Consider the following 26,459-nt stretch of genomic DNA (forward strand, 5'->3'; position numbering starts at 1 on the left):
AGGAGGATCCCATGAACAGACGTGAATTCCTGCTGTCGTCCGCGGCGTTCGGCGCCATGATGATTGCCGCGCCCTCGGTGTTCGCCGAGGACAAGCTCACCATCCTTGGCTCGGTGCCCAGTCTCGGCTTTCCGTTCTTTGTGCACATGCTGAACGAGATCAAGGCCGAGGCCGCCACGCAGGGCGTCAACCTGACCGAGAGCGACGGCCAGAACTCGGCCACCAAGCAGACCGCCGACATCGAGGCGGCCCTGGTGCAGAAGGTCAACGCCATCGTCATCTCGCCGCTCGACGTCAACGCGCTGGCGCCGGCCATCGAGGAAGCGGTCAAGGCGGGTGTTCCGGTCGTGACGATCGACCGCCGCGTCGACGGCGTCGAGGGCATCCTCGCCCATGTCGGCGCCGACAACGTCAAGGGCGGCGAGGCGGAGGCCAACGCCATGGTGGCGGCGTTCCCCAACGGCGCCAAGATCTTCCACCTGCAGGGCCAGCCGGGTGCTGGGCCCGCGATCGACCGCAACAAGGGCGTGCACAACGTGCTCGATCCGCTGAAGGACAAGTACCAGATCATCTTCGAGCAGACCGCCAACTTCGCCCGCGCCGAGGCGCTGTCGGTGACCGAGGCGGGGCTCGCCGCCAACGGCAAGCCGGACGCCATCGTCTGCGCCAATGACGACATGGCGCTCGGCGCCATGGAGGCGTGTGCCGCCCGCAACTTCACCGACGTCAAGATCTACGGCTTCGACGCGTTGCCGGAAGCGCTGGTGGCGGTGCGCGACGGCAAGCTTGCCGGCACCGTCGAGCAGTTCCCGGGCGAGCAGTCGCGCACGGCCGTTCGCATCGCGGTCGCCTACGCCAAGGACAAGACCGAGCCGAAGGAGAAGCTGGTGCTGCTGACGCCGATCGTCATCGGCAAGGACAATCTCGACAAGGCGGAGCGGATTGGCGAGACGAAGTAGGGCTGGTTGGGATCGGCCGATTGGCAAGGCAGGCGAGGCATCGCCCCCCTCTGCCCTGCCGGGCATCTCCCCCTCAAGGGGGGAGATCGGCTATTTGTGCTGTTTTCCCCAATCCTTCAACGTCCAAGGAAAAGTGCCACCGGTGACACGGCCAATCTCCCCCCTTGAGGGGGAGATGTCCGGCAGGACAGAGGGGGGCGTTCAAGCGCCGACGGAGCCCGGATGAATTTCACCAAGGAAGCAACCGTTGCCAGCTGAAGCCGCACCCGTCCTGCTCGCCGTCGAAGGCGTCACCAAGCATTTTTCCGGCGTCACCGCGTTGAGCGACGTCTCGCTCGACATCAGGCCCGGCGAAATCCTCGGGCTGCTCGGCGAGAACGGCGCCGGCAAGTCGACGCTGTTGAAAATCCTGTCCGGCGTCATGCCGCCGTCCAGCGGCCGCATCACCTTCGACGGCGCCGACTATCAGCCGGCGAGCCCGCAGGATGCCAAGCAGCTCGGCATCGTCACCATCTACCAGGAACTCAGCCTGATCCCGACGCTGACGGTGGCGGAGAACATCTTCATCGGCCGCGCGCCGACCGGTCCGCTCGGGCTGGTCAGCTGGCGGCGCATGGAGGAAGACTCGCGCGCGATCATCGCCCGCGTCGGTCTGACGATCGATCCGATGACGCCGGTCTCGGCGCTGTCGGTGGCCGAACAGCAGCTTGTCGAGATCGCCCGCGCGCTGTCGGTGAAAAGCCGGCTGATCATCATGGACGAGCCGACCTCGGCGCTGACCGAGACGGAGGTACAGCGCCTGCTGTCGATCATGGACCGGCTGCGCAAGGACAAGGTCGCCATCATGTTCGTCACCCACCGGCTGGAGGAGGCCGCCGCCATCTGCGACCGCATGACGGTGCTGCGCGACGGCAGGCTGGCCGGGCATCTCGACCGCGACAACGGACCGATCGAACTGCCAAGGATCATCGAGAAGATGGTCGGCCGCGCCGCGTCCGAACTCTATGCGCGGCCGGCGCAGCGCGCCGCTGCCGGCGACATCAGGCTGTCGGTGCGCGGCCTGCGCACCGTGCGCGACCCCGATGCGCCGCATGCCATCGTGCTCGACGGCGTCGACATCGACCTGAAGGCCGGCGAAATCCTCGGCGTCGCCGGTCTGGTCGGCTCCGGCCGCACCGAACTGGCGCGCGCCATTTTCGGCGCCGACCGCATCGCGGCGGGAACCATCACGCTCGACGGCAGGCAGATCGCGCCGGCATCGCCCGCCGACGCCATCGCGCTCGGCATCGGCCTGGTACCGGAGGACCGCAAGCACCAGGCGATCTTTGCCGCATTGGGCATCCTGCCGAATTTCTCCGTCGCGTCGCTCGGGCATTTCAGCAACGGCTTCGGCTTCATGGCCGAGCGGCGCGAGCGCGATGCGCTTGCCGGCTTCCGCAAGATGCTGTCGATCCGCATGGCTTCGGCCGAGCAGGCGATCGAGGGCCTGTCGGGCGGCAACCAGCAGAAGGTGATCCTGGCGCGCTGGCTGGCGCGCGATCCCAAGGTGCTGATCGTCGACGAGCCGACGCGCGGCGTCGATGTCGGCGCCAAGACCGAGGTGCACCAGATCCTGGTGCAGCTTGCGGCGCGCGGCATCGCGGTGATGATGATCTCGTCCGAACTGCCCGAGGTGCTGGCGGTGTCGGACCGCATCGTCACCATGCGCCGGGGGCGCATCACCGGCCAGATGCAGGCCGTCGAGGCAAACGAGGAAAAACTGATGGAACTGATGGCGCTCGACAGGCAGGACGCGAAGGGGCAGGCACGATGAGCGTGGCGGGCGAACAGAACCAGCGCGGCGGCATCAATTTCGCGCGGCTCCTGATGAGTTTCGGGCCGCTGCTGTTCCTGGCCGCGCTGATCGTCGTCTTCACCGTGCTGAAGCCGAGCTTCATGGATCCGATCAACCTTTTCAACATCACGCGGCAGATCTCGATCACCGGGCTGATTGCGCTTGGCATGACCTTCGTCATCCTCACCGCCGGCATCGATCTGTCGGTCGGCTCGCTGCTCGCCTTCTGCGGCATGGTCGCCGCCGTGGTCGCCAAGGGCGGCACCGCCAACACGCTGTCGCTGTCGACGTCGGGCACGCAAGGCTATGGCTGGTTCGCGGCCCTCTTGGCCGCCGTCGTGGTGGGGGCCGCCGCCGGCGGCGTGCAGGGGTTTGCCATCACCAGGCTGAAGGTGCCGCCCTTCGTCGTCACGCTGGGCGGGCTGACGGTGTTTCGCGGGCTGACGCTGACCATCTCCAATGGCGGTCCGATCTCGGGCTTCGACGCCTCGATGCGCTGGTTCGGCACCGGCCTGATCGGCCCGGTGCCGGTGCCGGCGATCATCTTCGCGGTGGCAGCCATCCTGTGCCACATCGTGCTGCGCTACACGCGCTACGGCCGCGCCGTCTATGCCGTCGGCGGCAATGCCGAGGCGGCACGGCTGTCGGGCCTGCGCGTCGACCGCATCCTGGTCTCGGTCTATGTGATCGTCGGCTTCTTCGCCGGGCTTGCCGCCTTCGTGCTGTCGGCCAGGCTCAACTCGTCGGAAGCAGTGGCCGGCATCGGCTACGAGCTGACGGTCATTTCCGCCGTCGTCATCGGCGGCACGTCGCTGTTCGGCGGCATCGGCTCGGTCGGCGGCACGGTGGTGGGCGCGGCCCTGATCGGCGTGCTGCAGAACGGGCTGCAGTTCAACAACGTGTCGTCCTACACGCAAAGCATCGTCATCGGCCTGATCCTGATCCTGGCGGTGGCGTTCGATCGGTGGTTGAAGTCGCGGGTAAGAAGGTGAGGGGGCGATGAGGACAGCTTTAACCAGAGCCTGCCGAAGCGTGGTAGTGGTGGCGATGCTTGTGTCTCAAGCCCACGCCGCGGATGGGCTGTATGATTGGAGCGACGAGCAGGGGGTAGCGTCCGCAAAGCGGATTGCCGTGAAGTGCCTGGACGAGTTCGAAGACAGTAAAGAGCGTGACTCCTGCGTGTTCAAGCCAATCGAGATTTGCCGCACGCAATTTGACAATGGCAGCCAAAATCAGTCCGCCATAAATCAATGTACCGGCTATTCGGGCGCCGCGTGGACCAGCATTGTCGACGATGTCTATGCTCGGCTCGTGCAATCGGGAAAAGCATCGAGCGAGACTGCAAAATCGCAGTCTATGTGGAGCGCGTGGAACAAGTTCGATTGCGCTGCCATTTCCGACTATGACGGCACGAGGGCCTTAATGGACTATGGTGCGTGCAAGACCAGACATGGAGCGGGAAGGGTTTTTGATTTGTTGGAGTTGATCCCGCATTAATGGCGGCCGCGCGAGCGCTCCTTTGCGGGGACGTCCTAGCCGGCCATCTTCTCCAGGTTTGGGCACCTACGCCGCCTCCCTTGCCCAGAGCCGATGACCGTATCGACGGAAGAAGCGCGCCACGAGGCGCTGCTGCCTGGCCCTGGCAAGGTCGGCCAGGCGCCGCTCCTGTCGCCAGCGCGGCATGTTGCGCCAGCAGGCGATGAAGCGGGTGGCATCCTCGACGGCTTCTTCCGCCGACAGCGCCGGGCCGATCGCCGCCAGGAACAGCGCTTCTGACTGTTTCAGCTCGTCGATGACGGCCTTGCGGCTCATGTGATCGTGGCGGGCACGCTCGATGCCGTTGCGGCGGATCGCCTCGAAGGCTTCGAGCAGAGCAGGGCTGTCGCCGGTGTAACCGCAGGCGCGGGCGAAATCGGCGGCAAGGGCGTGCATCGTCGCTCCCGGAACTGATGCGGCGGGCGGTTCTCCCTCCGACTCACATTTGTGAGTGTATATAAGCATAACTCAAATATTTGTAGAAGAAAAACTTTTGGAGAAGTTTGAAAAGCGCGACTCGACTCTCGCGCCAAAAGGCAGGAATATGCGAACAAATCAGGAACAAAAGGCAAGGGAGGGGCGATGGCATTGCCAGGCAAGGAACCGGTGATCGCGCATGTCGCCTCGATATCGGTCGAGTGCGCCGATTGCGGCCGCAACAGGTGGTGGCGGCCCGATCAGCTGAAGCGGTTCGGGGTGACGGGGAACACGCCGCTGGCCGCATTGTCGGGCCGCATCGTCTGCTCGGCCTGCCGCGCCGACGGGCTGCCGGGCGCCGCGGTGTCGATCCAGGCGGCGTTCATCGACGAGCGCCAGCGTGTGCGCAGCGAAGCGCGGATGCTGAACGACCGCGAGGTGCCGCTGGAGGGATCGAAGCGGGCTTGACGAGGGGGCTGGTAGGGTGGTGGCTGAGCAAATGCCGGACGGACCGAGTCTGGCTGGATTTGTTCTGGCTCGCTGAGCTCTTCGCCTCGGTCACGGCATGGATCCCAGGGTCTTCGCGACGTCGCTTCGCTCCTGCTTCGCCCTAGGATGACGAAGTTCATGTAGCCAGCGGCAAACCGCCGAGGCCGGAGACTGGCATATGAGAGGAACTCGTGGGCCGTTGCCGTCGACGACCACAGCAATCGCAACTTCGGAGAATAGCCGAAGCCTCTCTCCCTTCGTCATCCTAGGGCGGAGCAGCCGCGCAGCGGCGTCGCGGAGACCCTAGGATCCATGCCGTGACATCGGAACGTTACTACGGTGCAGAACCGTACGCGATTCGGAACACGGCCCTGTGCCTCATACCACGTCGCGCGTGGCAGGGGTCGTAACATTGGGTAGTGGGTCAGTTTGAAATCACCCCAGACAGATGATGCCGATTCATCTCGTCTACGATCCAAGCACGGACTCGCCGCAGCTTTGAGCCTTTAATGTCTCGGATTATCAGTTGGGTCATGGCGGCATCGACCTCGGCCATCTTGATTTCGCCCCAGCCGGTGGTCCGCAGGTAGCGATAAACGTCTTCGCCGAAATTGCGCACGCGATGAATAAGGGCGTCAGTTTCAGCCTGCTCCGGATCAAAGTCTATCGTCAGAAAATGCGTCAATGTAGGTTGCTCTTTCCATCGGCAACGATGGATGCATTCATCGTGCGTAAGGCACCATTCTTTTCCGAACGTGACCTAATCGGCTTCGCGCGCGTCTGCAAAGTTCATCCTGGTATCATCGCTTAGGTCCGGTGGGCATCATACCTCTCCTGGACCACCAGAAGTATGATTTTGCCAATTGTCTGGCTGTTCGATCGGCTTGACCCGATCGCCACCCCAAAAGCCTTTGACGATGATGCCTAGAACAATAAGTCCGCCTAGAGCCGCCAGGATCCCCGAGATCGTCATCGCGCATCTCCACAATGCTTTCCACTAAGCGTATAGGCGTGTCCGCCTACGCGGGCAAACCGGGATAGGCGCTTTCGCATTTCAAATTTCAAACTGACCCACTACCTAACATTGCTCTCGGCTGCGTTGCTCATCCTCAATACCCCAGCAGTTCCTTCAGCGGGATGACGCGCCAGACGTGTTTGATGGCGTAGCGGTTGAAGGTCAGCGTCTTGGGCGGATTGTACTGCTCGACGACGAGTTCGGCGGCGGTGCGCTTGACCAGCTTCTTGATGAAGGCCTTGCCGTTGCGCTCGTTCTCTTCGGGAAAGGTCTCGATGACCACATGGTCGCCGGGCACGGCGTCGCGGCCGCCGCAATAGATCAGGTCGCCGGGTTCGTAGCGCGGCACCATGGAATCGCTGAGCACATGCAGCGCAAATACTTTCGGCAGGTTGCGAACCCCCGGCGGGCGCTGGACGTAACCGGCAGGCTCGCCGTTGAAGGTGAAGTCGCCATCGTCGCCGCCGACTGCGGCCCCCAGCACCTCGATATCCATTGATCCGGCGGGCAGGGGGGCGGCATCGGTGACGATTTCGGCATCCGCCACCGGGCCGGCATCGTCGAGGAAGACGACTTGCCCTTGGCCAAGCGCGACGGGGTCGACGCGCAGGAAGGCGGCGGTCTTCAGCAGGTTCTCGGTCTTGGGCAGGTTGCGGCCGGTTTCCCAGTTGCCGACGGCGGCGACATCGGTGTCGTTGTGCTCGGCGATATGGCGCATGACCAGGCCGCGCTGCTTGCGCGCCTTGCGGATCGCCGCCCCGACCTTGATCGACAGTTCCGTCTTTGCCATGGCGCCATGTGAGCGATGAAAGCGGCTCTCGTCTATGAAAGAATGGCTTGCATCTATTTTTGAGTTATGCTTATATCTGGTCATGCAGAACCTGTCCAACTTCGATGGCGCCCTGGCGCCGGCCTCATCCGAGGCGCATCCGGCGGCGAAGGCCGTCACCCATTCGCTTCCGTCCCGGCCGTCCTCCTCCCCGGCCGGGGCGAAGCCTGAGGCTCGATGCTTGCGTGCATCGCCCTCGGGTCCGGTTCGCCCGTCACTGGCGGCCGGAACGGCCGGAGCCGCCGCTCCCCGCGGCTCTGGCCCCCAATTCGGCCGGCATGGCGCCGGCCCGGGTTCTTCCGGGCCAACCGGCCGGTCGTGCATCCGCACGCAGGACGGCACCGTTGTCCTGTTCGACCGGGCAACGGGCAGGGCGGTATCCGCGCCTGACAGACCTGCGGCCGAAGTGCGGCTTTCGCGCCTCGCGGCCAGGCAATCGATCCGCCCCGGCTGACGCCGGCGAGAAGCCGGCCCTCGAACCTCACAAACCTTGATCGCGGCTCCCGACACTCGGGGCCGGTCCCCTGACGCTTGCCTGACGGCGCGTGCTCTCGAGCGCGGCCGAAGGCGGAACCCTGGACGGAGCCTGGAGATGGCAAGCTACAGCGACGCGGAATTGCAGGAGATCGCCCGCTGGCTGAAGGAGGGGCTTTCCGCCTCGAAGATCGCGGCGGCGTTCAGCGCACTGCGCGGCGCGCGCGTGTCGCGCAACGCCATCATCGGCATCGTGCACCGCAACGCCATGTTGGGCGCGATCGGCTTTGCCAATGGCAGACCGGCCGGCGCCAAGCGCGGCGCGGGCGAAAGAGCCGCAAGCAAGCGAGCGGGCGGTACGCCCGCCGAGGGCAAGGCGGCTGTTGGCAAGGTTGGGCCCACCGCCAAGGGCGCCGGTGCCCGCAAGGGTGTCGCCCGGCCGAGGTGGGACCCGCCGCCGGCCTGGCTGCCGCCGCGCCTGTATGCGCGCGAGGTCGGCGTGCTGGTGGCCGACGGCCAGGCCTATCGCCTCGAGGTGCCGGTGCCGCCGCGCACCGTCATCGGCCGCCAGCCGCATGGCGTGGCGATGCGCTTCATCGACTGCCTGTTCGGCCGCTGCCGCGCGCCGCTGGATCTGACGCTGGAGGAGGACCCTGAAAACGATGCGCCGGGCGGCCGGCCGGGCGCCGACATGCTGTGCTGCGGCATGCGCACCAGGGCGCTGAAAAGCTATTGCGACTACCACCAGGCACGCTTCCGCCGCCGCGTTTTCGAGGTGGCGCCGGGGTGAGCGTCCCTTCTCCCCGTCCCTATACGGGGAGAAGGTGCCGGCAGGCGGATGAGGGGCGGCACTGGCGTAGCAGAGTTGAGAGTTCGGTCGCCCACTTGCCGAAGCGTTGGCGCTGCCCCTCACCCTTACCCGTTCCGGGGCGAGCCGCGGTCTCGCCCGTCCTCCGGACCCCCGTATAGGGACGGGGAGAGGGGGCTGTCAGCGCAGGAGCCTAATTCTTCTCCCGTCCACGTGCCGGCAAGCGGATGAGGGCGGCGCTGACATGGCAGGCAAACGCGCACGAGCGGTCGCGAGGATTTCAGATGAAGCAGGATCGAGACGAAAGCCCCACCGCCTTATTTCGGGATATGGCGGCCTTGCCTGGGCATGCGGCTTTGCACGGTCCTTGCCTCGAGCATCATGGCCGGGCCGCCGTCGGCAACGAGGATGCCGCTGACCCGGGCAAAGCCGGTGAACACCTTCATGGCATCGGATTCGGAGATCTGCGCGGCGATGGCCGCACTGCAGGCATTGAGCGCGCTGCGGTATATGTGGCCGCGCCGCTCGATCGGCCAGCGCTGCAGGAAATCGGCGGCGTCGCTGACGCTGTCGATCTCTTCCACCTGGCCCTCCATCCGCACCTTGAGCGGCACCCCGGTCTTCATCGTACCCACGGCGTTCACCTTCGATCTGGCATTGCGCGCGGCATTCAAGCCCGCACTCATAAACGCGCAAGGCTGGCGGGCGGTTGCATCACATCCGCGCCGGCGTCACGGACCGGCGGCGGCGTCGAGCCAATCATGCGCCCGGCTCCGCGGCTTGGCAACCAGTATGCCCTGCTGCCCGGCCACCTTGATGAAGGCGTCGAAGGCGATGCGCTGGGTGCAGGTGCCGTCCACGGCCAACCCAACCAGCCTCGCCGCCTCGACGTAACCAGGCGCGGTCTTGTCGGGCCATTGGTGTCCGAGCGCCGTCGCGGCGTCGGCCACCGAGCCAACCAGCATGGTCCTGTTGTCGCAAAATCGCAGAGTAACCGGCATGAAGGCCGTCATCGGCAAACCTCCCCTTGTCATCGACGCGACAAAACGTCGAAACCCGCCGCTGGTTCCATCAGCCGTGGCTTGAATACGGGCGCGGCGGCGGCATGAGCGAGCGGCCCTTCATGCAGCTCTATGTCTCCGATTTCGTCGGTGACACGTTGCAGCTCTCCACCGAGCAGATCGGCGCCTACATGCTGCTGTTGATGGCGATGTGGAACGCTGGCGGCCGGCTGCCCGACGACGACGCCAAGCTGGCGCGCGTGGCGCGGCTGTCGCTGAAGAAATGGCGCGCGCTCAGCGTCGACCTGTTGACCTTTTTCGAGCGCGAGGGCGGCGAGATCGGCCACGGGCGGCTGACCAGGGAGCTGCACAAAGCCCAGGGCAAAAGCCAGGCGAGGGCCGCCGCCGGCGCACGCGGCGGGGCCGCCACCGCGTTGAAAACAAAGGCGCATGCGGCGGCAAATGCCGGCGCTTTGCCGCGGCATCTTCCAGAGTCCAGAAACCAGAGTGAAAAAGCTGACGCTTTTTCCCGGGAAAAGGCTGGCGCCTTTTCCCCCGAAAACGCGCAGGGATTTGCGGGCCGGAGGCAAGAAGACGCGCGGCGCTTCTCCCCGCGCACCGCCAGGCCGAAAAAGCCGGCCGGCTGGCATCAGCCGAAAACCCACACCGACGCCGCCAACGCCATCATCGAGGAGATCCGGAACCATGACCGCAGCCGAATTGCAGCAGGCGACGAAGGCGCTGGCCGCGATGTTCTCATGCTTCCCGCAATCCGCGCTGACTGACGTCGACATGCAGATGCGCGGCTATCTCAGCGCCGTGCAGGAGGCCGAGCTGGCCGACCTGCAGTCCGCCATCCAGCGCTTCATGCGCGGCGAGGTGAAGACCGGCAACGCGCAGTTCTGCCCCTCCAGCGCGCAGCTCTGCATCGAACTGCGCGAACGCCGCGCCATCCGCGAACTGCTGGCGAGGCGGGCGGCAGGCACGCTGGCGCAACCGGTGGGAAGAAGGGGGGCTGCGTAAGGATGCGCGCATTTGCTGGGCTGCCTGTTCGGTCGGCGCCAGCCCTACGCGAGCGAAGCGGCAAAATGGAGCGCCGATCGCCTGAGCCCAGAATTCCTGAAAACCCAATTCGAAACCCAACCCCCAACCAAGGAGCTCCCCATGGCCAAGAAAACCAGACCCGCCAAACCGCAGGCGCCGAAGCTGCCGAAGGGCGAGGCCGAGCAGGTGCGCATCCGCCGCGAGATCGGCCATGATTTCGCGCTGAGGGACGACGCCTTCGGCCGCAAGCGGCTGGCCACCGGCACTCAGGAGGCAAGCCGCGTCTACGAGGTGTCGAATGACGGCTTCACCGCCACCGGCGGCATCGTGCGGGTGCGCAATGTCGACCCGCTCATCGGCATCACCTCGCTGTCGCGCCAGCAGCGCGAGGCCGGCCAGCGCTACCGCGAGGATTTCCAGTGCAGCCAGCAGGCGAGCGTGAAACCGATGCGCTGGACCGAGCGCGTCGACGGCGGCCGCCAGGGCGGCGGCATCGCCGACAGCGTGCTCGACGCCGGCCGCGCGCACGCCGCCGCCACAAGGGCGCTATGCCACTGGGAGGTGGCCGCCGTGGTGCGGCAAGTCTGCTGCGCCGGCGGCTCGATCAAGAGCCTGGCCGAGCAGACGGGGGAAGGCAGGGACGTGGTGACGAAGCTGCTGAAGGTCGGGCTGGACCTGCTGGCGGTGCATTATGGGATGATGATGGGGCGGAGGGTGGGGAATCCATAGACATCTCGCCAGCAGGCATCCTAGAGGATGCGTTAGAACTCCACGAGAGCAGGACTATGAATTATCGGCACGCGTTTCACGCTGGGAATCACACTGAAGTGTTCAAGCATGCCGCTTTGACGATCATACTTGAGCGCCTGATTCAAAAAGTGCAGCCCTTCATGGTGCTGGACACGCACGCTGGTGTTGGGTTGTATGATCTCAGTTCGGATGAGGCCAATCGAACTGGTGAAAAGGAATATGGCGTTGGAAGAATGTTCGGCAAGCCGCTCGCTTCCGCGCCGGCCTATGCAAAACTCCTAGGCGACCTGAATAGAGACGGGCTCAGGACATATCCCGGATCGCCGGAGATAATCCGGAACATGCTCCGAAATGGGGATCGTCTCGTAGCTTGTGAACTACACCCCGAGGATGGAGAGCTTTTGCAAAAACGCTATCGGCGAGACCGAAGGGTTACAGTTCAACTGCGCGACGGATATGAGGTGGTGGGAGCTCTGCTGCCTCCACCAGAACGACGTGGATTGGTTTTCATCGATCCGCCTTTTGAACAGAAAGATGAAACGAAGCATCTCGCAAACGTTCTTCGTAAGGGGGCGAAAAAGTGGGCAACTGGCATATTTCTTGTTTGGTACCCGATTAAGGATTCCACAATCGGAGACGCAGTGGCCAAGGCCGCGGTTTCCGCGGGGTTCAACAAGATATTGCGAGCAGAATTCGCACCTTTTTTGCGAGACGGCGCCCGCTTGGCTGGAAGCGGATTTGTTATATGCAACACGCCTTGGACGGTAGATGACAGGCTTCGCAACTTATGCCACGAGTTGACGCCGCTGCTAGGCGGTGCAAACACCACATGGTCCGTTGAATGGTTGACTGGCCGCAATTAGTGGATGCGGTCGATTGGCTGTGGCTCATCGTTCTCAATCGCGTGGATGACAGCCATCAAATCACGCCATTTTTGACAAGTCACAATGTCACTGCGGGCCAGAGCCCTGTCTGCGCGATCATCCATCAGTTCAAGGGCCTTGTCCGAGCCATATCGTTGCATCATCTTGACGCCCCGGTACCATGTCTCTCGCCCGAATCCGTAATCGTGGAGGCGTGAAGTGCTGTCAACCATTGATTCGATCGTCACATCGTATCGGCCAACTTTGAATTCTGACTTCTTGCGCTTCAATGCCGTTAGCTCCGGTGCGCGTCATCCTCGCGTCGACTATTCTCTGTATAACGAATCAGAGGCGGTCGCCAACAAACCCCAAAATGCGATAGCATTTGGTAGGGTGGCAACCATAACACAGTGGGAAGCGCGGTGCGAATTTTCGGCCCAAGGAGAGCATTTTGGCCGCAAAGTTTGAGACCGAAGTCCAGCGTCAGCCCAATGTCAGTTAGCTTGTTCGCCCGCAGGGCCGCAATTGGAATGAATGCGTGATGTTGGCGCCTTCAATCGGTGAATCCCGGCCTTCGGTGCTTAGAGCCCCGCTTCCACCTAGATTGAGAGGATATCTCGCTTCGTGCGCGATGCAGCCCGAGCGGGTACTGTTCCTCGACATCGAGACGACCGGCCTGAGCCACCATTACGATGAAATCACTGTCATAGGTTGGTCAATTGGCGCGAGTGCATACACTCTCGTGAAGGGAGATAGCCACCGCCAACTGGCCGAGGATGCAAAAAACGCGATCGCGTTGGTAACGTTTAACGGCATTCGGTTTGACCAACGCTTCATTCGGCAGGAGTTTCCTGACGTCGCCCTGCCTGAAATCCATCTCGATCTTATGTATCTCTGTCGTCGGGTTGGCCTAACGGGCGGGCAAAAGGCAATCGAAAAACAGTTGGGAATCAACCTGCGGACTGATATCGGCGACTTGGATGGTTTTGCCGCAGTTTTGTTGTGGCATCGCTATCTTAGAGGCGATTTTGGCGCACTCCAGACCCTCGTTCGCTATAATCGTGCCGATATAGCGGCGATGGGCGCTATTTTTGATCACGTGCTAGACCTATTGCAGATCGAGCCGGATCTGTTCACCGGTCCTACAAAGTTCTTGCCTTGGGCAGCGCCAGCTGGATGGAAAGATCTGCCGGCACTCCGACCTGCTAGTCCTGATCTAGTCTCTGCCCCACATTTCAATCACCTTCTTGCAAATGGCCCGGCTGCAAATGCTCGCATCGTTGGTATCGATCTTACGGGATCAGAAAGCCGTGGCTCTGGTTGGTGTCTGTTGGACGGTACCCACGCCAGCACCGAAACCATCTTCAGCGATGACGCCATTCTCGCACGGACGATCGATGCAAAACCGGATCTAGTCTCTGTGGATTCCCCCCTGTGCCTGCCAGCTGGCAGACTAACGGTGGAAGACACTGATCCTGGCCGCGACCGATTTGGTATCATGAGGCAGTGCGAGCGCGAACTCAAGCGGCGGGGTGTGAATGTCTACCCGTGCCTTCTCCCGAGTATGCAGAAATTGACAGCCAGGGGCATTCGCCTTGCAAATGTGCTCAGGCAACAGGGTATTCCTGTTATCGAGAGTTATCCGGGCGCTGCTCAGGATATCATGAGAATTCCACGCAAGGGCGCGGGCGTGGAATGGTTGAAACTCGGCCTCAGTGAGTTCGGCATTGAGGGAGACTACACTGACATTGATGTCTCTCATGACGAGCTCGACGCAATCACCTCGGCACTTGTAGGCACATTCCATATGGCCGGTCTGTCCGAGCCCTTGGGGACCGAGGAGGAACCACCATTGATCATTCCAAAGCTGGATGCTGATCCCGGCCCTATCGTCATAGGCGTGAGTGGCCCGATCGCTGCGGGAAAGACAACTTTCGCACAAGCGCTGGAGCGAGGCGGCTTCGCATATACTCGCTTCAGCCTGGTGATCGATGATCTCCTTAGAGACCAAGGCCGGGAACTTGACCGGGCAAACCGTCAAGAATTGGGACGCCAGATCAACGATACTGGACGACAGCGATGGTTGGCTGAGCAAACATTGAAGCGCGTCGACGGTGCTCAAAGGATTGTCGTAGATGGGCTTCGCTTTCCAGAAGACCATGCTTTCCTTACAGAAAAATTCGGCGCACGCTTTCAGCATGTTTTTATTGACGCGGCCGAAGGCCTAAGGCGAATACGATATCAGCAAAGGACCGCCGACGGGAGTTTCGAGGATGCCGTCCGCTCGGAAGTAGAGAGCAGAGTTGCTGAGCTAAGTCGTTTGGCGCACGAGATATTTATGAACGATGCAACAAAATCCGAGCTTCAAACGCTGGCCGAGCGCATACTACAAGATATAAACGAGGTAGGAAAATGCCAGTCTCAATCGTAGTGGGCGGACAGTTTGGCTCTGAGGGAAAGGGTAAAGTTGCTCTTGAAATTGCTCGTAGGTCAAAGGCGCCTGTGACACTCGTACGAGTTGGTGGACCAAATTCCGGTCATACAGGGTACGACCGAGCAGGAAAAAAATGGGCACTGAGGCAGTTGCCAGCCGGATGTGTCGACCGGAACGTGGACGTAGTTTTCCCAGCCGGCTCATACATCAATGTCGAAGTGCTGCTGAATGAAATTGAAGTACTACACTACCCAAGAGATCGTGTTTTCATCAGCCCATTTGCACGAATTATCACGGAACAACACAGAGCCTGGGAGCGTGACGCTGGTTTGGTCGGGTCCATTGGATCTACTGGCTCTGGTGTGGGAGGCGCTGTTATGGCGGCGGCGGCACGAGAGGCCGCGAATTTCCCGCTTGAATCGCCAACTGCGGAGCAACACGCCAGTCTACAGCCATTTATAGACGACATCTCGGAGCGTCTTCGGAAAGGACTAAACCACGAAAACCGAGTTATTATTGAAGGGACACAAGGCTTTGGTCTCTCCTTACTAGAAGGTGGCTACTGGCCAAAATCGACGTCGCGTTCAACCACTGCAGCAGGTGCGCTTGCCGAAGCGGGTCTCAGCCCGCTAGACGTGGATGATGTAACTATGGTGATCCGCTCTTTTCCGATTCGAGTAAGTGGCGATTCTGGCCCTTTGCTGAATGAAACCACGTGGGCAGCAATTGCTTCTGGCGCTCGGTTGAAAGCCGACATACGAGAATACACTACCGTAACTCAAAAGCTTCGACGGGTTGGACATTTTGATGTCGACTTGGTGAAACGAGCATGTCTGGTGAATAGGCCAAGGCGGCTCGTATTAAACCATCTAGATTACATCGGGCCTGTCGCTGATTTGAAGAATTCGACAAGCGCGCTGTCGAGATTTGTGGCTGACGTTGAATCCTGGATCGATAAATCCCCGGATTGGTTGGGGTTTGATGGCCTAGGTGTCGTCGAAAACTTCAAGAGTTGTACATGGAACGTGTGATAAATGAAAACAAGGAAGAAGAGGTTCTTACACGGGAGGATGCGAGGCGAATAGCGGAAGATCTCATTGGTAAACCTGATCCATTGAAGTCGATGAAGATTTCTCCGTCTTTGTTGGCAGCGGAGCATATAGCAGACTATGTCATTGCAACTGGTCTGGTTTCACCATTTTATCTTGGTGGAAAGAAAAAACGATTAAAGAAGGCCTCATATGAGGGAAGAATTGGAAGTAAGGCTTATGAATTCAAAAAGGGGGAGCTGGTATTAGTTCCATTCAATAAGAATTGTCTTACTGTTCCTGCTAATTCGATTGTTTTTGTCGAGTGCGATCTCGATTTTAGGCTTCCAGAGTATATTGCTCTTCGATTCAATCTGCAGATACGGCATGTGCATAGAGGCCTTCTCCTCGGAACTGGACCGCTTGTAGACCCAGGATACTGGGGGAAGTTGTGCATTCCGCTGCACAATCTAACCTCTAAGGACTACGATATCCCAATTTCAGAAGGATTGATTTGGATCGAGTTTACAAAGACTACTTCAAATGTATCGCCGACGAAGGCCATCGGGTCAAAGCCGGGTCCAGATCAATTTTGGAATATAGAGGATTTCATACGAAAGGCATCAAAGCATTATACGAGAATTGAGTATATACCGATCCAAAGTTCGATACCTGAGGCGGTTTATGAGGCAAATCTTAGGTCAAAAGAAGCCCTGGAGAAATCTTCGAGAGCTCAGAAGAAGGTGGCGCTTTTCGAAAAGATTGGATGGGGTGGGTTGGCTGGTCTTTTATTGGGTGGAACTGCGCTCCTTTATTCCTCTATATCTGCAATAGATACCCAGATACAGATATCGAAGAATTACGTGGAGGACTCTAAGCATGAAATTATTGCCGCAAGGGAGGCGATATCTCATGCGGACAAATGGAAAATGAAGTTGGATAGTACCGCAGAGTTGTCGGATAAATTATCTGAGCAAATTCGCGCGCTAACATCCAAAATTGAAGGGCTTGAGCGTTCAAATGTGGAGCTTTCTAAGACAGTGAAGGCTTTGCAGACCAGTCATTGACGGCTTTGCGTCTGGAGTCGAACCTTATAATCCGACCAGATTTCGCAGAACTCGTTGACTTTTTGCCGAAGCACAGGGTCAGGATTGACTACGAAGAAGGTTCGGCAACTATAGGCCGAAGCCCGAATAGCGAGGCTATCACAACCTAGTTGTGACATCCAATGCTGCGCTTCTGCATCGTGTCCACCACGAAAACGTGAGTTGTGGTGGTAGATAATCGCAGACCTGCCGCGGGCCAGTTGAGTGGCCTCATTTAGCGGTATCCGCTTTTGGAAATTGTTGCTCCTTCGTCGGCCCTCAGCGTCGTCGACCAGCCCGTTGTCGGGATCTGCAAAAACGAGATCGCAGTGGCTAAGATCACTGAACACTCGCTTGAACCAGTCTGTTCTGTACCGATCTCTGGCCGAGGCTGGGATCTTTGCAGAATGCATCTTTTCGCTTGAGAATGTTGCGTCAAGAATGCCTGCCGCTTCGATGGCTGTGACCGACCGAGATTTGGGTGCCAAAGCCTTTAAGACGTCAAAGAGTTTAGGGTCGAGACGGCGCCATTTAGCGGAGTCGGAGAGATACTGTATATGGCGGCCATCTGAATTGTGGCTTTCGTCGGGGACCAAGTACCATGCCACTCCTAGAGCCCTATCTGCACTCAAGTGTCTAAGCAGGGCGAACTTGATATAGTCGCCAATGTCCCCAGCGTATCGATCCTGCACCGATCTACTCCAAAAAATGATACCGAGTCACATATAGATCAATTGGAACTCCGATAGAGCCCCTCAACAGGTTATTGATCATGCTCATGAGGAATACGCACTTTGCTCCGTACGAAATCCTCGCCAACAGCTTGGTACCTCTGGCGGTTCAGCGCGAAGGCGATGGATCTCATGACATTTCGCATCTCATTCGAGTATGGAAAAATGCGAAGTTAATCGCTTGTGAAGAAGGGGGCGATCTTGAGATCATCGTGGCAGCAACGCTCCTTCACGACTGTGTGTCGGCTGAGAAGAACTCACCCGAACGGAGTCAGAGTTCGCAACGCGCGGCGGAGAAAGCATCTGGCATCCTGCTCGATCTCCGTTGGAATCAGAGTCGCATCGAGGCAGTCGCACATGCGATCGAGGCGCATAGCTATTCGGCAGGGATAGTTCCGAAATCGCTCGAGGCCAAGATTTTGCAGGATGCCGACCGGCTTGATGCCATTGGCATGGTTGGTGTGGCACGTTGCTTCTATACGGCTGGTCGGTTGGGCCAGAAACTATACGATGTTGCGGACGTTCAGGCTCGTGGTCGTTCGTACGATGAATCAAAGTACACTATCGATCATTTTCAAACTAAGCTTCTTACGCTGGCGGTGGGCTTTCAGACTCAAGCCGGTAAAAATATTGCCAGATTTCGACATGATCGTCTTAAACGCTTTCTTGAGGAGTTTATCGAGGAGCTTTAGTTATCTGCCCGCTTTTTTCAATCTTCTTTGCAAAAATCCGCACAAAGGGTGGACGATGCGTATCTGCGTGTTCAGCATCGATGCGTTAGCAGGATGCGAATGGGGCGGCGACGTCGAAGTTGTCTCGGCATTGCAGGTAAACAATGCAGCATGACGGGAGGCGACCGGGCGCTTTTCCTCCTCTCCTAGTGTCAACTTGCCCCCCCTAAAACAGCGCCCTCTCAATCGGCCCTTCCAGCGTCTCCGCGAACGCAGTCGCCAGGTGATGCCGGTCGCGGAAGGCGAGTTTGCCGCCGATGACGACGTGGCAGGAATTCGGGCCGCAGAAGCGGTTGGTGAGGTCGACATAGAGCGTGTCGGGCACGCTTGCCACCACGGCGCGCTCGGCGGCGGCGGCGCCGTCATTGGCGGCGTCGGCCCTTGGCGTGTCGCAGCGCGACGGCGTCTCGCGCTGCCACAGCGCGCGGGCAACGCAAGTGTCGGCGAAGCTGTCGTTGATCGGCGTGTCGCGGATCACCGCCGTCTCGACGCCGGCCCGGCTGAAGGCCTGCAAGGTCGAGCGCAGGCCGGCCTGCCAGCGCGCGGTCTCGGCAGCGCGGCCGGCCGCGGACATCTCGCGGGTCAAATTGCCGATGGAGAATTCCGAGATCACCACCAGGCGCGGCTTGCTGCGGATGATGTCTGCTATCGCCTGTTCGCGCCAGGCGTCGCATTCGGTGTAGTCGCGCTTCAGCACGGTGTTGAAGGTGGAAAGCCGCGAGGCGCGGCACGACGATTTGAGATAGGTGACCACCTTGGTGTCGTTGCGCTTGGCCGCCTCGACCAGCGGCGTCGACCAGTGGTCGGCATGCGAATCGCCGAACAGCACGATGGTGTGGGCGGCGTCCGTCGCGCCGAACACGCAGGGCTTGGGCGTCACCGTGTGGAAGTCGAGCAGGCAATTCTTGTCGGTGGCGCGCGCGGTGGAGGGCTGTTCGGCAGCCTGTTCGATGCCGCGCTGCGCTTGGTCGATGTTGCGCGTGGCCAGATGCGCGTTGGCATAGGCCACCGCCACGCCCACGCCGGTCAGCGCCAAAGCGGGGATGAGAGCAATTCCAGGAAAAGTGCGGAGCGGTTTTCCCGGGAAAAGCGCGTAGCGCTTTCCCTCCGGAATTGCGTCAAGACTGGGCGCCCGGGCGCCCGCTGTCAGCCAGGCGCCGCGCCGCGCCGGATTCTCGATCAGGTGGTAGGTCAAGACGGACAGCGCCAGCGCCAGCAGGCCGCAGCCAAGGCGCTCCAGGCCGGTGAGATCCGGCACCAGCATCCGCGCATAGACGATGACCGGCCAGTGCCAGAGATAGAGCGAATAGGAGAGCGTGCCGATCCATTGCAGGGGCGCCAGTGACAGAGCGGCAGCCGGGCCAGGGGCGCGCCTGTGGGCCTGCTCGCCCGCGCCGCTGAGCAGCACCAGCACCGTGCCGGCAACCGGCAGCAGCGCGTACCAGCCGGGAAAGGGCAGGTCCTCGCTCAACAGGAGATAGGCCGTCGCGATCAGCGCCAGGCCGAACCACCCAAGTGCTGCGCGCAGCCAGGGGCGGTGCCAAAGAAGGGTCGCCGGCGCCAGCGTCGCCAGGCCGCCGGCGGCGAACTCCCAGGCGCGCAGCGGCGAGAAATAGAAGGCCCAGGCCGGCGATGCGCTGGTCAGCCACAGGCAGGCGGCGAAGGAGGCGAGGCCGGCAACGCCGATCACCGCGACGGTCGTTCGCCGGCCCGGCCGCAGCCAGGCGGCGAGCAGAAGCAGCGCCGGCCAGGCCAAGTAGAACTGCTCCTCCACCGACAGCGACCAGAAGTGGATGAAGGGATTGCTGGTGGCGTCGGTGGCGAAATAGTCGAATGACCAGCGCAGCAACCACAGATTGATGGCGTAGGCGGAGGCGAACATGGCGCCGCGCGAATAGAGCGCCTGTTCCTGCGGCGCCAGGATAAAATAGCCTGATGCAAGCGTGGCCAGGATGACGAACAGTGCTGCCGGCAGAAGCCGGCGCGCACGCCTGGCATAGAAGCGCCAGAGGTCGAGCCGGCCGGTGTCGCCGATCTCCTGCATGAGATGGGTGGTGATCAGCCAGCCGGAGATGACGAAGAAGATATCGACGCCGGCAAAACCGCCGGGCAGCGCGGTGAGGCCGAAATGATAGGCGACGACGCCGCCAACCGCGAGCGCGCGCAACCCCTGTATGTCCGGCCGGAACGATGCTGCCATGACGGCTCCTTCGTACAAGCCCGCCCGTCGCCAGCGGCGGCCGGCAGACTGATATTGCAATGCAACAAACCTTTCGCATCGCAACATGGCGAAAAAGGGAAGGCGACGGAAATGGGCCGGACAGCTGGCTGGCGACGAGAGATCGCTGGAAATCCAGGCGCTTGCGTGACGTTCCTGAAAACACTTTTTGGCCACGACTTGACAAGCGGTGGCTTCTGCTGCGACCTGCCGCTAGGCAATCCTGGGCATTGGGGGCATCCATGAAGAAGATCTACGAGAAACCGGTTCTGGAAAAGCGCGAGCGGCTGTCGAAGGTGGTCGCTGTCGCTGTATCGGGCCCGACCTGAGCCTCGTTACGACTGGAGCGCGAAGCACTGTTGATCTGGGGTATGGGGGAATCCATGAAGAAGACTTACGAAAAGCCGACGCTTACAAAGCGTGAAAAGCTGTCCAGCGTCGTCTCGTTTGTGGCTTCCGGTCCCCTCTGATCGAGCCTGGCGTTTTCGACGACGCCAGCGTCCATCGCGGCGCGGTGACGACCTGTGACCGAATCGTTGCCGCCGTCGCCGCGATCAGTTTTCTGCTGACGGGCTGAACAGATTCCGGATCCGCGCCGCATGAGGCGCCAGACCATGGGGACTTCAATGAAGAAGGTCTACGAAAAGCCGACACTCGACAAACGCGAAAAGCTGTCCGCTGTGACGGCTGTTCCATCGAGCTCCCAGCTCGGGTAACAAGCGCCCTTCGCGGTTCTGGTGGGGCGCCTCACGAGAGGCGTCCCTGCTGTCAAGCGCGGGTTGACAAGATCGTCCCGGGAGTGCCTTCTGGTGTGCTTATCGGGCCCATTGGGGACATCACATGAAAAAGACCTACGAAAAGCCGGTGCTTGTGAAGCGCGAGAAGCTTTCGACCGTCGTGGCCGCCGTGGTCTCAAAGAACGCATAACCCTGGCCGTGGATCTGGGCTAAACGCCTGAAGGTCCCGCAAGCAGAGATAGCAAACCCCCGCCGCCACGCTGAGGACGGCGGGGTCGGTTTCGGTGGCGTTGCGCCCTCTGGGTCGAGGTGGACGAAATACCGCCGGGCAGCCGCGCTTACTTGCTGCCGCCGTTCGCCTTCACGCTGCTGCAGAATTCCGGATGGCTGTTGGCCGCATTCGCGTTCTTGGCCTCGTCATCGCAGGCCGCCATGACCATTTTCTGGTCGTCCGGCGACAGCGCCTTCCAGGCCTTCACGAAGTCGTCACTGCCGACCATCTTCTTCATGCTGGAGTCCGTATAGAAGGGCTGCATCTTGGCCGGGTCGTCGAGCGCGGATGTGCCGGTGGTGCCGGCGGCGAGGGCCGAGCCAGCAACCATCGAAAGCGTCATGGCGCCAAAGCAGATCATCTTGATATTCATGGCATAATCCTCCTATTGCCTCATGGATCGTCGAAGCAACGATCCTGTCGAAAACGACAGATCTGGACGAAAGTTCCGGTTTTTTTGAGCGAAAATGGAGGACTCTGGCGAAATATATTCCCGGAACTGCTTGTCGCTCTTCGGCTTGCTGTGGCGGCGGTCACGATACGTTGCTTGGCGGCGTCGCGCTTCCGGTGGACCCGCTGTCAGCGGCGCTCTCGAACTGAGCCGCTTTCGACGCTGCCCCTTGGCTTTCTCGTCTACGACGTATACACGTTCCATATACGAATCGTATACGGAGGTCCAAATGGGCATCGTGAACATAGATGATGATTTGCACGATCAGGTGCGTAGAGCGAGCAAAGTATCGTTTCGTTCGATCAATGCGCAGGCCGCATATTGGATCAAGCTCGGCATGCTATGCGAGACCAATCCGACGCTCAGTTTCACTGAGATCATTGAGCGCGAGCTTAGTTCCGCGGGCTTTTCGGCTCTGCCACTGGCGGTGAGCGAAGCATGACCAAGCAGCCCCGGGAACTGGCGTTGCTGGCCGAATCAGGCCGGCTGCTGGCGTCCGTGTTCGGGCTGCTGGATCGAACCTCGCTCGCCGGTCTATCGACACTTCAGGTCAATGAGATGGTCGAGCAATTCATCGTCCGTGATCTCCAGGCCCGGCCGGCAAGCAAGGGCCAATATGGCTATGGTTTTGTGTTGAATTCCTCGGTGAACGATGTGGTCTGCCACGGTGTTCCATCGCAATCGAACGTGCTTCGGGACGGCGACATCGTCAATTTCGACATCACGCTCGAGAAGAACGGCTATATCGCGGATTCCAGCAAGACCTATCTCGTTGGTGAGGTGAATCCAGCCGCCAGGAGGCTGGTCCAGACCGCCTACGAAGCCATGTGGATGGGCATCCGGTCGGTTCGCCCGGGCGCGCGTCTCGGAGACATCGGCTGGGCGATCGAACGACATGCCAAGCGAAATGGTTATTCCGTGGTGCGTGAATATTGCGGTCACGGCATCGGCCGGGAGATGCATGAGGAACCGCAGGTTTTGCACTTCGGCAAGCCGGGAACTGGCCTCGCGCTGCGGGAGGGCATGGTTTTCACGATCGAGCCGATGCTCAATCGAGGCCGACGGAGTGTGAGAACCGAGGCTGATGGATGGACTGTGGTGACGAGAGATGGATCGCTTTCCGCACAGTTCGAGCACACCGTTGCCGTTACAGCTTGCGGCGTGTCGGTGCTGACGCTGCGGCCTGACGAACCAGGCTCAGGACCCAATTAGATTGGCTCTCGGCGGTGGCGGCGGCTGGTTGAGTCAACGGCAGCGCGAGCAGGCGTCGCTCGGGTGGTCTGATCTGGTTGAGCCCGGATATGGGCCACGATCGCCGCTGCCATTGGTTTTGGCACATTGAGCAAGGCTAGCGCTTCGGCAACCTGGCCGCTCCAGCCTTTCGGGGCCGCCGCCGGCTTGCCAAAATTGTCGGCGCCGGTCAGAAGTCCGCGTGCCGCGTGGAACCCCAGGGCGCGATAGGCCTCGAACTGCTCCTCGGTGAAGAACTGGTCGACGGTCGTTTCGTGGGGAAAGGTCGGATACCGCCTGAAGTAGTCGAGGATGTAGTCGTTCTCATCGCCGCTCAATGACGGTTTTACATAGATCAGGACACCAGTCTCGTCGTCGTCATACTTTATGATGCCGATGGCGGCGTGCGGGCCATGCCGGCCGGGCGGGCCGCCAGGGCCATAGGGCGCTGCTGGCGTGATACCGAGCGAATTGGACTGGATCGCTTGCCATCCCAGGTCGATTCTCGCGCCGAGATCGATGCGTGCCATGACCTCCAGATTGACCAGCGATGGAAAGGTCAGGGCCGGGTCAGCCTCGGCGTCGACCGCCAGGATCACCTTGCAGCGGCGGCGGAGCAACTCGTAGATGCCGAGGTTCTCGATGTGGCCGCCATCCGTCAGGTACACGTTGAGCTGTTTCTCATTCAGAAGCCCGGCCGTCTCCGCCGCGAAATACCATGTGCCGACATTCGCGATCCATCGGTTCAAGCCTTTCTTGAAGGCATTGATCCGGGCGGGATTGGCCAGCCAGTAGCCGAGGCGGATGTTCAGGAGCGAAAGGCTGAACGTCAGGATCTTGATGGTCTGCCGCCCCATGTTGGCGGACGCCGCCGCGCCGGATGTCGCCATTGCCGTTGCGAGGCTGAGGTCGGGCACCACGCGCTCGATATCTTTCGACCTGACATAGCCGGTCGACTGGCTGCCGACATGGAGCGGGCTGAAAATGAAATTGTCGGCGTTGCGCCCGCGCTTGTTGAGGTCCTTCGAGCCCTCGAGGTTTATGGCGGCGTTCGATAGAAGATAGGGCGAGAAGGCGGCACCCTCCTTCCAGCTTCCGGCTTTCTCGTCGAATGGCTTCAACGAGGAGAATTTCCAGGTGTCGACGGCTTCCGACGGCTTCTGGCCTATGGTCTTCCTCTGCATGAGAAAGGCGCGGCTGAGGCGGTCGCGATAGAGCCTGTGGAGAGAGTTCGAATTCGGCCCGATCAACAGGCAGACAGCCGAGAGAGCCAAGGCGACGCCCAGATATGTTACGCCGATCGGACCAAGTCGGGAGAGGGGCCATATCTGCCAATGCGCATACCAATCCGCTTGGCAATGCGTGATCGCTTTCAGCCAGCGCGGGGTTTCCACGCCGCACCACTCGTCGCCTTTCCGGATCGCCCAGTAACTCAGGTATATGTAGGCTATCCACAGCATGAACGGCACGATCACGGCGGCGAGGTACAGCACAAATCGGCTGCTGTTCTTCTTCATCGCCGCACTCCAGGTCACATCGCCAAGCGATGCCTCCGCAAGCGTGGCCAGTTTCTGCGCGACGGAAATGAGAACCGCCACCGTCGGCGCCAGCACTGTGGCGAGCGAGGGCAGAATGCTCGCGAACGCCGCAAGCAAATCCTGAAAGGGCTGCGCCAGGACGATGACTTCCCTGGCCGAGGTGATCTGTTTGTCGTTGGCGCTAGCAAGCATCCCGGAAAGCACCAGGGGCTGGATCTCGATGATGGCCGAGGCGAGCACCAAAGCAACCAGCGCGCCCAGGGCGCGGCCGAGAACTTCACGGCTCTCCAGTGTGTCCCTGCGAAACGCAAACGACGTGTAGAGCGCGCTGCCGAACATCAGCAATGCGGCCAGCACGGCAAGAACCATCGTATGCGCAAAGTGCTTCATGGTTGCGCCGAGCATCGACAATTTCGAGGCCGAAAAGCCGAAAATGCCGGGCGTCATCAGGTCGGATACGGTCGGATTGATCAGGATGGTCAGGGCCGCGAGCAGCAGCAAAGCCGGCAGAACGATCAGGGCATTGACCAGCAGGCCGCGCATCACCAGCGCGATGGTCACCAGATAGTCCGGGGCACCCGCCGGCGCCAGGAAATTGGAGAAGTCACGCAGATGCTGCGTTTCTGGCGTTTCCGCTTCATCGAGCCGGCTTTCGAACGGGAATGAGCGATTGTCCTGCATCATCCCGGCCACGACCGACGTGCCGATATAGCCGCCGCCCGACACGGTTGAGAGATAGTCGACGGCATCAAGCGGGCGCGGACTGCCCGCTGGCGACAGGGACGCCAGCGCCTGCAAGACACCGAGGCCGTACGAGGCCGAGCGCATGCCGCCACCCGACAGTGCTATCCCGGTAAGATTGCTGGTTTTTTCCGTCCGGACCGTGCCGCGCTGTGGGTCGGACCTTGTGTCGTCGAGCGCCGCGTCGCCGCGATCGACCACAAAATGGCGAGCGGCCTTGCTTGCGGCCTGCGACCTGCGTTCGGCCACCATGCCATTGCGTATGGCGTGGCGACGGAAATTGATAACGCTCAGTTCGCGACGAAAGACATCAACAAAATTCAGGAGCACGCTCGATCTCCGTTATTTGGGAACCGCACGTCGTCTGTATTGTAGGGAGATATCCTTGCGTCACTAAAGCGCGTACCGCCGGCCATGTCCATGGGGTGGGCGGGATGGCCGTATCTGGCTTGTCGAATTGGCGCCAGCGGCACGGCGCAGGAACTCCACGAACAATTTCAATACTGCCGCGAAGGCGGTAGCGAATGCAGCTTGGAGGCAACGCCTGGCGCACGCGAACACAACCGCTTGCGTCGAATGTCGGAATTGGGCGCCAGCTCAGCGCATTTCATGGCCACTCCCTCACTACGACCGGTGTAAATTATCGGTCAGGTCAGTCAGTTGGCTCAAGGAGAATTTGCATGCGTGGTCATTGCTTATGTGGCGCCATTGCCTTTGAAGTCGATGGCCCGGCACAGGCCTGCGTGAGCTGTCATTGTGAAAGTTGTCGGCGGCAATGTTCTGCGCCGATGACCACCTACATTGGCGTCCTGGACAGCCAATGGCGATGGCTGGGCAAGCCACCGAAGGTATTCAACTCTTCTCCCGGTGTGGAAAGAACATTTTGCGATAAATGCGGCTCGCCGCTGTCCTTCCGCTCAAAGAACATGTCCGGTGTCATGCATTTCTTTGCCGCAGCGATGGAGGAGCCGGAGAAATTTGCACCCACGCTGCATGTCGCTTTTGAAGAGAAGCTCCCTTGGTTGAAACTCGCCGACGGCCTGCCGACACGGTTTGGGCCTGACTATACGAAAGACCAGGCTTCGCGCTCATAAACCGTCGCGAGAGTCGCACGGCAGCGAGTTTTGCGAAAGCCATGCCGGCTGAAGCGTGGCGTTCGTGGCGGGTTGCGATGTGGCGGAACTGAACACCTAGAGCCTGTTCCATCCCGATGGAATCGGGATGGGGCTCTATCTCTTTGTTTGA

At 60.7% G+C, this 26,459-nt stretch carries 28 protein-coding genes; 17 read left to right on the top strand and 11 right to left on the bottom strand.

The window, feature by feature from the left end:
• Positions 1 to 11: 11 nt before the first annotated feature.
• The 4 genes from NR193_RS19030 (at position 12) to NR193_RS19045 (ending at position 4,290) form a co-directional block, all read left to right on the top strand.
• Entirely contained in the window at positions 12 to 959 is a 948-nt protein-coding gene (locus NR193_RS19030; RefSeq protein WP_256752316.1) for a substrate-binding domain-containing protein, read from the top strand.
• 247 nt (positions 960 to 1,206) lie between these two features.
• Positions 1,207 to 2,772: a sugar ABC transporter ATP-binding protein gene (locus tag NR193_RS19035; protein WP_256752317.1), complete on the top strand. Its 1,566-nt coding sequence runs from the start codon at positions 1,207 to 1,209 to the stop codon at positions 2,770 to 2,772.
• A complete protein-coding gene (locus NR193_RS19040) occupies positions 2,769 to 3,785 on the top strand; it encodes an ABC transporter permease (RefSeq protein ID WP_256752318.1) in 1,017 nt (338 codons plus the stop codon). Before NR193_RS19035 ends, NR193_RS19040 begins: the two co-directional genes overlap by 4 nt.
• A 55-nt stretch (positions 3,786 to 3,840) precedes the next feature.
• Positions 3,841 to 4,290 carry a lysozyme inhibitor LprI family protein gene (locus NR193_RS19045; RefSeq protein WP_375162716.1) on the top strand — a complete coding sequence of 150 codons (450 nt, stop codon included), beginning with the start codon at positions 3,841 to 3,843 and terminating at the stop codon, positions 4,288 to 4,290.
• 66 nt (positions 4,291 to 4,356) lie between these two features.
• Here NR193_RS19045 and NR193_RS19050 read toward each other — a convergent pair whose 3' ends face one another.
• Positions 4,357 to 4,725: a hypothetical protein gene (locus NR193_RS19050; protein WP_256752320.1), complete on the bottom strand. Its 369-nt coding sequence runs from the start codon at positions 4,723 to 4,725 to the stop codon at positions 4,357 to 4,359.
• 186 nt (positions 4,726 to 4,911) lie between these two features.
• Here NR193_RS19050 and NR193_RS19055 point away from each other — a divergent pair, with 186 nt between their 5' ends.
• The gene (locus NR193_RS19055; protein ID WP_091584880.1) at positions 4,912 to 5,214 is read left to right on the top strand and encodes a hypothetical protein; all 303 of its coding nucleotides are present in this window, start codon (positions 4,912 to 4,914) and stop codon (positions 5,212 to 5,214) included.
• Between the two features lie 445 nt (positions 5,215 to 5,659).
• On the opposite strand, the gene NR193_RS19060 is transcribed toward NR193_RS19055, so the two are convergent.
• From NR193_RS19060 to NR193_RS19070, 3 genes are all read right to left on the bottom strand, one after another.
• Entirely contained in the window at positions 5,660 to 5,920 is a 261-nt protein-coding gene (locus NR193_RS19060) for a hypothetical protein (protein WP_256752321.1), read from the bottom strand.
• A gap of 138 nt (positions 5,921 to 6,058) precedes the next feature.
• On the bottom strand, positions 6,059 to 6,208 hold the full coding sequence (locus NR193_RS19065) for a hypothetical protein (protein WP_256752322.1): 150 nt from the start codon (positions 6,206 to 6,208) through the stop codon (positions 6,059 to 6,061).
• Between the two features lie 136 nt (positions 6,209 to 6,344).
• Positions 6,345 to 7,040 (bottom strand): helix-turn-helix transcriptional regulator, encoded by a 696-nt coding sequence (locus NR193_RS19070; protein ID WP_256752323.1) that lies wholly within the window; start codon positions 7,038 to 7,040, stop codon positions 6,345 to 6,347.
• Positions 7,041 to 7,671: 631 nt separating this feature from the next.
• Here NR193_RS19070 and NR193_RS19075 point away from each other — a divergent pair.
• A complete protein-coding gene (locus NR193_RS19075) occupies positions 7,672 to 8,343 on the top strand; it encodes a GcrA cell cycle regulator (protein ID WP_256752324.1) in 672 nt (223 codons plus the stop codon).
• A gap of 335 nt (positions 8,344 to 8,678) precedes the next feature.
• On the opposite strand, the gene NR193_RS19080 is transcribed toward NR193_RS19075, so the two are convergent.
• Both NR193_RS19080 and NR193_RS19085 read right to left on the bottom strand, forming a co-directional pair.
• The gene (locus NR193_RS19080) at positions 8,679 to 8,987 is read right to left on the bottom strand and encodes a DUF982 domain-containing protein (RefSeq protein WP_256752350.1); all 309 of its coding nucleotides are present in this window, start codon (positions 8,985 to 8,987) and stop codon (positions 8,679 to 8,681) included.
• Positions 8,988 to 9,092: 105 nt separating this feature from the next.
• Positions 9,093 to 9,374, bottom strand: coding sequence for a DUF982 domain-containing protein (locus NR193_RS19085; RefSeq protein WP_256752325.1), 282 nt, complete (start codon positions 9,372 to 9,374; stop codon positions 9,093 to 9,095).
• Positions 9,375 to 9,466: 92 nt separating this feature from the next.
• On the opposite strand from NR193_RS19085, the gene NR193_RS19090 reads away from it, so the two are divergent.
• From NR193_RS19090 to NR193_RS19105, 4 genes are all read left to right on the top strand, one after another.
• Complete coding sequence (locus tag NR193_RS19090; protein WP_256752326.1) at positions 9,467 to 10,147, top strand: DUF1376 domain-containing protein; 681 nt, start codon at positions 9,467 to 9,469, stop codon at positions 10,145 to 10,147.
• Complete coding sequence (locus NR193_RS19095) at positions 10,068 to 10,385, top strand: hypothetical protein (RefSeq protein ID WP_256752327.1); 318 nt, start codon at positions 10,068 to 10,070, stop codon at positions 10,383 to 10,385. Before NR193_RS19090 ends, NR193_RS19095 begins: the two co-directional genes overlap by 80 nt.
• A 141-nt stretch (positions 10,386 to 10,526) precedes the next feature.
• Positions 10,527 to 11,135: a DUF6456 domain-containing protein gene (locus NR193_RS19100; protein WP_256752328.1), complete on the top strand. Its 609-nt coding sequence runs from the start codon at positions 10,527 to 10,529 to the stop codon at positions 11,133 to 11,135.
• Between the two features lie 98 nt (positions 11,136 to 11,233).
• A complete protein-coding gene (locus NR193_RS19105) occupies positions 11,234 to 12,019 on the top strand; it encodes a 23S rRNA (adenine(2030)-N(6))-methyltransferase RlmJ (RefSeq protein ID WP_256752329.1) in 786 nt (261 codons plus the stop codon).
• Here the strand turns inward: NR193_RS19105 and NR193_RS19110 are convergent.
• Positions 12,016 to 12,309, bottom strand: coding sequence for a hypothetical protein (locus NR193_RS19110; RefSeq protein WP_256752330.1), 294 nt, complete (start codon positions 12,307 to 12,309; stop codon positions 12,016 to 12,018). The genes NR193_RS19105 and NR193_RS19110 overlap by 4 nt on opposite strands.
• A gap of 341 nt (positions 12,310 to 12,650) precedes the next feature.
• Here NR193_RS19110 and NR193_RS19115 point away from each other — a divergent pair, with 341 nt between their 5' ends.
• From NR193_RS19115 to NR193_RS19125, 3 genes are read left to right on the top strand one after another with little or no spacing between them, the layout of a single operon-like run.
• Positions 12,651 to 14,450: a ribonuclease H-like domain-containing protein gene (locus NR193_RS19115; RefSeq protein WP_256752331.1), complete on the top strand. Its 1,800-nt coding sequence runs from the start codon at positions 12,651 to 12,653 to the stop codon at positions 14,448 to 14,450.
• The gene (locus tag NR193_RS19120) at positions 14,432 to 15,484 is read left to right on the top strand and encodes an adenylosuccinate synthetase (RefSeq protein WP_256752332.1); all 1,053 of its coding nucleotides are present in this window, start codon (positions 14,432 to 14,434) and stop codon (positions 15,482 to 15,484) included. Before NR193_RS19115 ends, NR193_RS19120 begins: the two co-directional genes overlap by 19 nt.
• Positions 15,472 to 16,548, top strand: coding sequence for a hypothetical protein (locus NR193_RS19125; RefSeq protein WP_256752333.1), 1,077 nt, complete (start codon positions 15,472 to 15,474; stop codon positions 16,546 to 16,548). The genes NR193_RS19120 and NR193_RS19125 overlap by 13 nt, the downstream gene beginning before the upstream one ends.
• Here NR193_RS19125 and NR193_RS19130 read toward each other — a convergent pair.
• Entirely contained in the window at positions 16,542 to 17,162 is a 621-nt protein-coding gene (locus NR193_RS19130; RefSeq protein WP_256752334.1) for a hypothetical protein, read from the bottom strand. The genes NR193_RS19125 and NR193_RS19130 overlap by 7 nt on opposite strands.
• A 182-nt stretch (positions 17,163 to 17,344) precedes the next feature.
• On the opposite strand from NR193_RS19130, the gene NR193_RS19135 reads away from it, so the two are divergent.
• Positions 17,345 to 17,989 carry an HD domain-containing protein gene (locus NR193_RS19135; RefSeq protein ID WP_256752351.1) on the top strand — a complete coding sequence of 215 codons (645 nt, stop codon included), beginning with the start codon at positions 17,345 to 17,347 and terminating at the stop codon, positions 17,987 to 17,989.
• Between the two features lie 205 nt (positions 17,990 to 18,194).
• Here NR193_RS19135 and NR193_RS19140 read toward each other — a convergent pair whose 3' ends face one another.
• The gene (locus tag NR193_RS19140) at positions 18,195 to 20,228 is read right to left on the bottom strand and encodes an acyltransferase family protein (protein WP_256752335.1); all 2,034 of its coding nucleotides are present in this window, start codon (positions 20,226 to 20,228) and stop codon (positions 18,195 to 18,197) included.
• A 1,093-nt stretch (positions 20,229 to 21,321) separates the two neighbouring features.
• Positions 21,322 to 21,627, bottom strand: coding sequence for a hypothetical protein (locus NR193_RS19145; RefSeq protein WP_256752336.1), 306 nt, complete (start codon positions 21,625 to 21,627; stop codon positions 21,322 to 21,324).
• A gap of 307 nt (positions 21,628 to 21,934) precedes the next feature.
• Between NR193_RS19145 and NR193_RS19150 the strand changes: the two genes are divergently transcribed.
• Together NR193_RS19150 and map are read left to right on the top strand one after the other, a co-directional pair.
• Positions 21,935 to 22,147 carry a ParD-like family protein gene (locus tag NR193_RS19150; protein ID WP_256752337.1) on the top strand — a complete coding sequence of 71 codons (213 nt, stop codon included), beginning with the start codon at positions 21,935 to 21,937 and terminating at the stop codon, positions 22,145 to 22,147.
• Positions 22,144 to 22,917 (top strand): type I methionyl aminopeptidase, encoded by a 774-nt coding sequence (map, locus tag NR193_RS19155; protein ID WP_256752338.1) that lies wholly within the window; start codon positions 22,144 to 22,146, stop codon positions 22,915 to 22,917. The genes NR193_RS19150 and map overlap by 4 nt, the downstream gene beginning before the upstream one ends.
• Here the strand turns inward: map and NR193_RS19160 are convergent.
• Entirely contained in the window at positions 22,914 to 25,544 is a 2,631-nt protein-coding gene (locus NR193_RS19160) for a patatin-like phospholipase family protein (RefSeq protein WP_256752339.1), read from the bottom strand. The two genes, map and NR193_RS19160, sit on opposite strands and share 4 nt — an antisense overlap.
• 350 nt (positions 25,545 to 25,894) lie before the next feature.
• On the opposite strand from NR193_RS19160, the gene NR193_RS19165 reads away from it, so the two are divergent.
• The gene (locus NR193_RS19165; protein ID WP_256752340.1) at positions 25,895 to 26,308 is read left to right on the top strand and encodes a GFA family protein; all 414 of its coding nucleotides are present in this window, start codon (positions 25,895 to 25,897) and stop codon (positions 26,306 to 26,308) included.
• The last annotated feature ends 151 nt before the right edge of the window (positions 26,309 to 26,459 follow it).

This window comes from Mesorhizobium sp. Mes31 (assembly GCF_024519675.1).
Classification (GTDB): domain Bacteria; phylum Pseudomonadota; class Alphaproteobacteria; order Rhizobiales; family Rhizobiaceae; genus Mesorhizobium.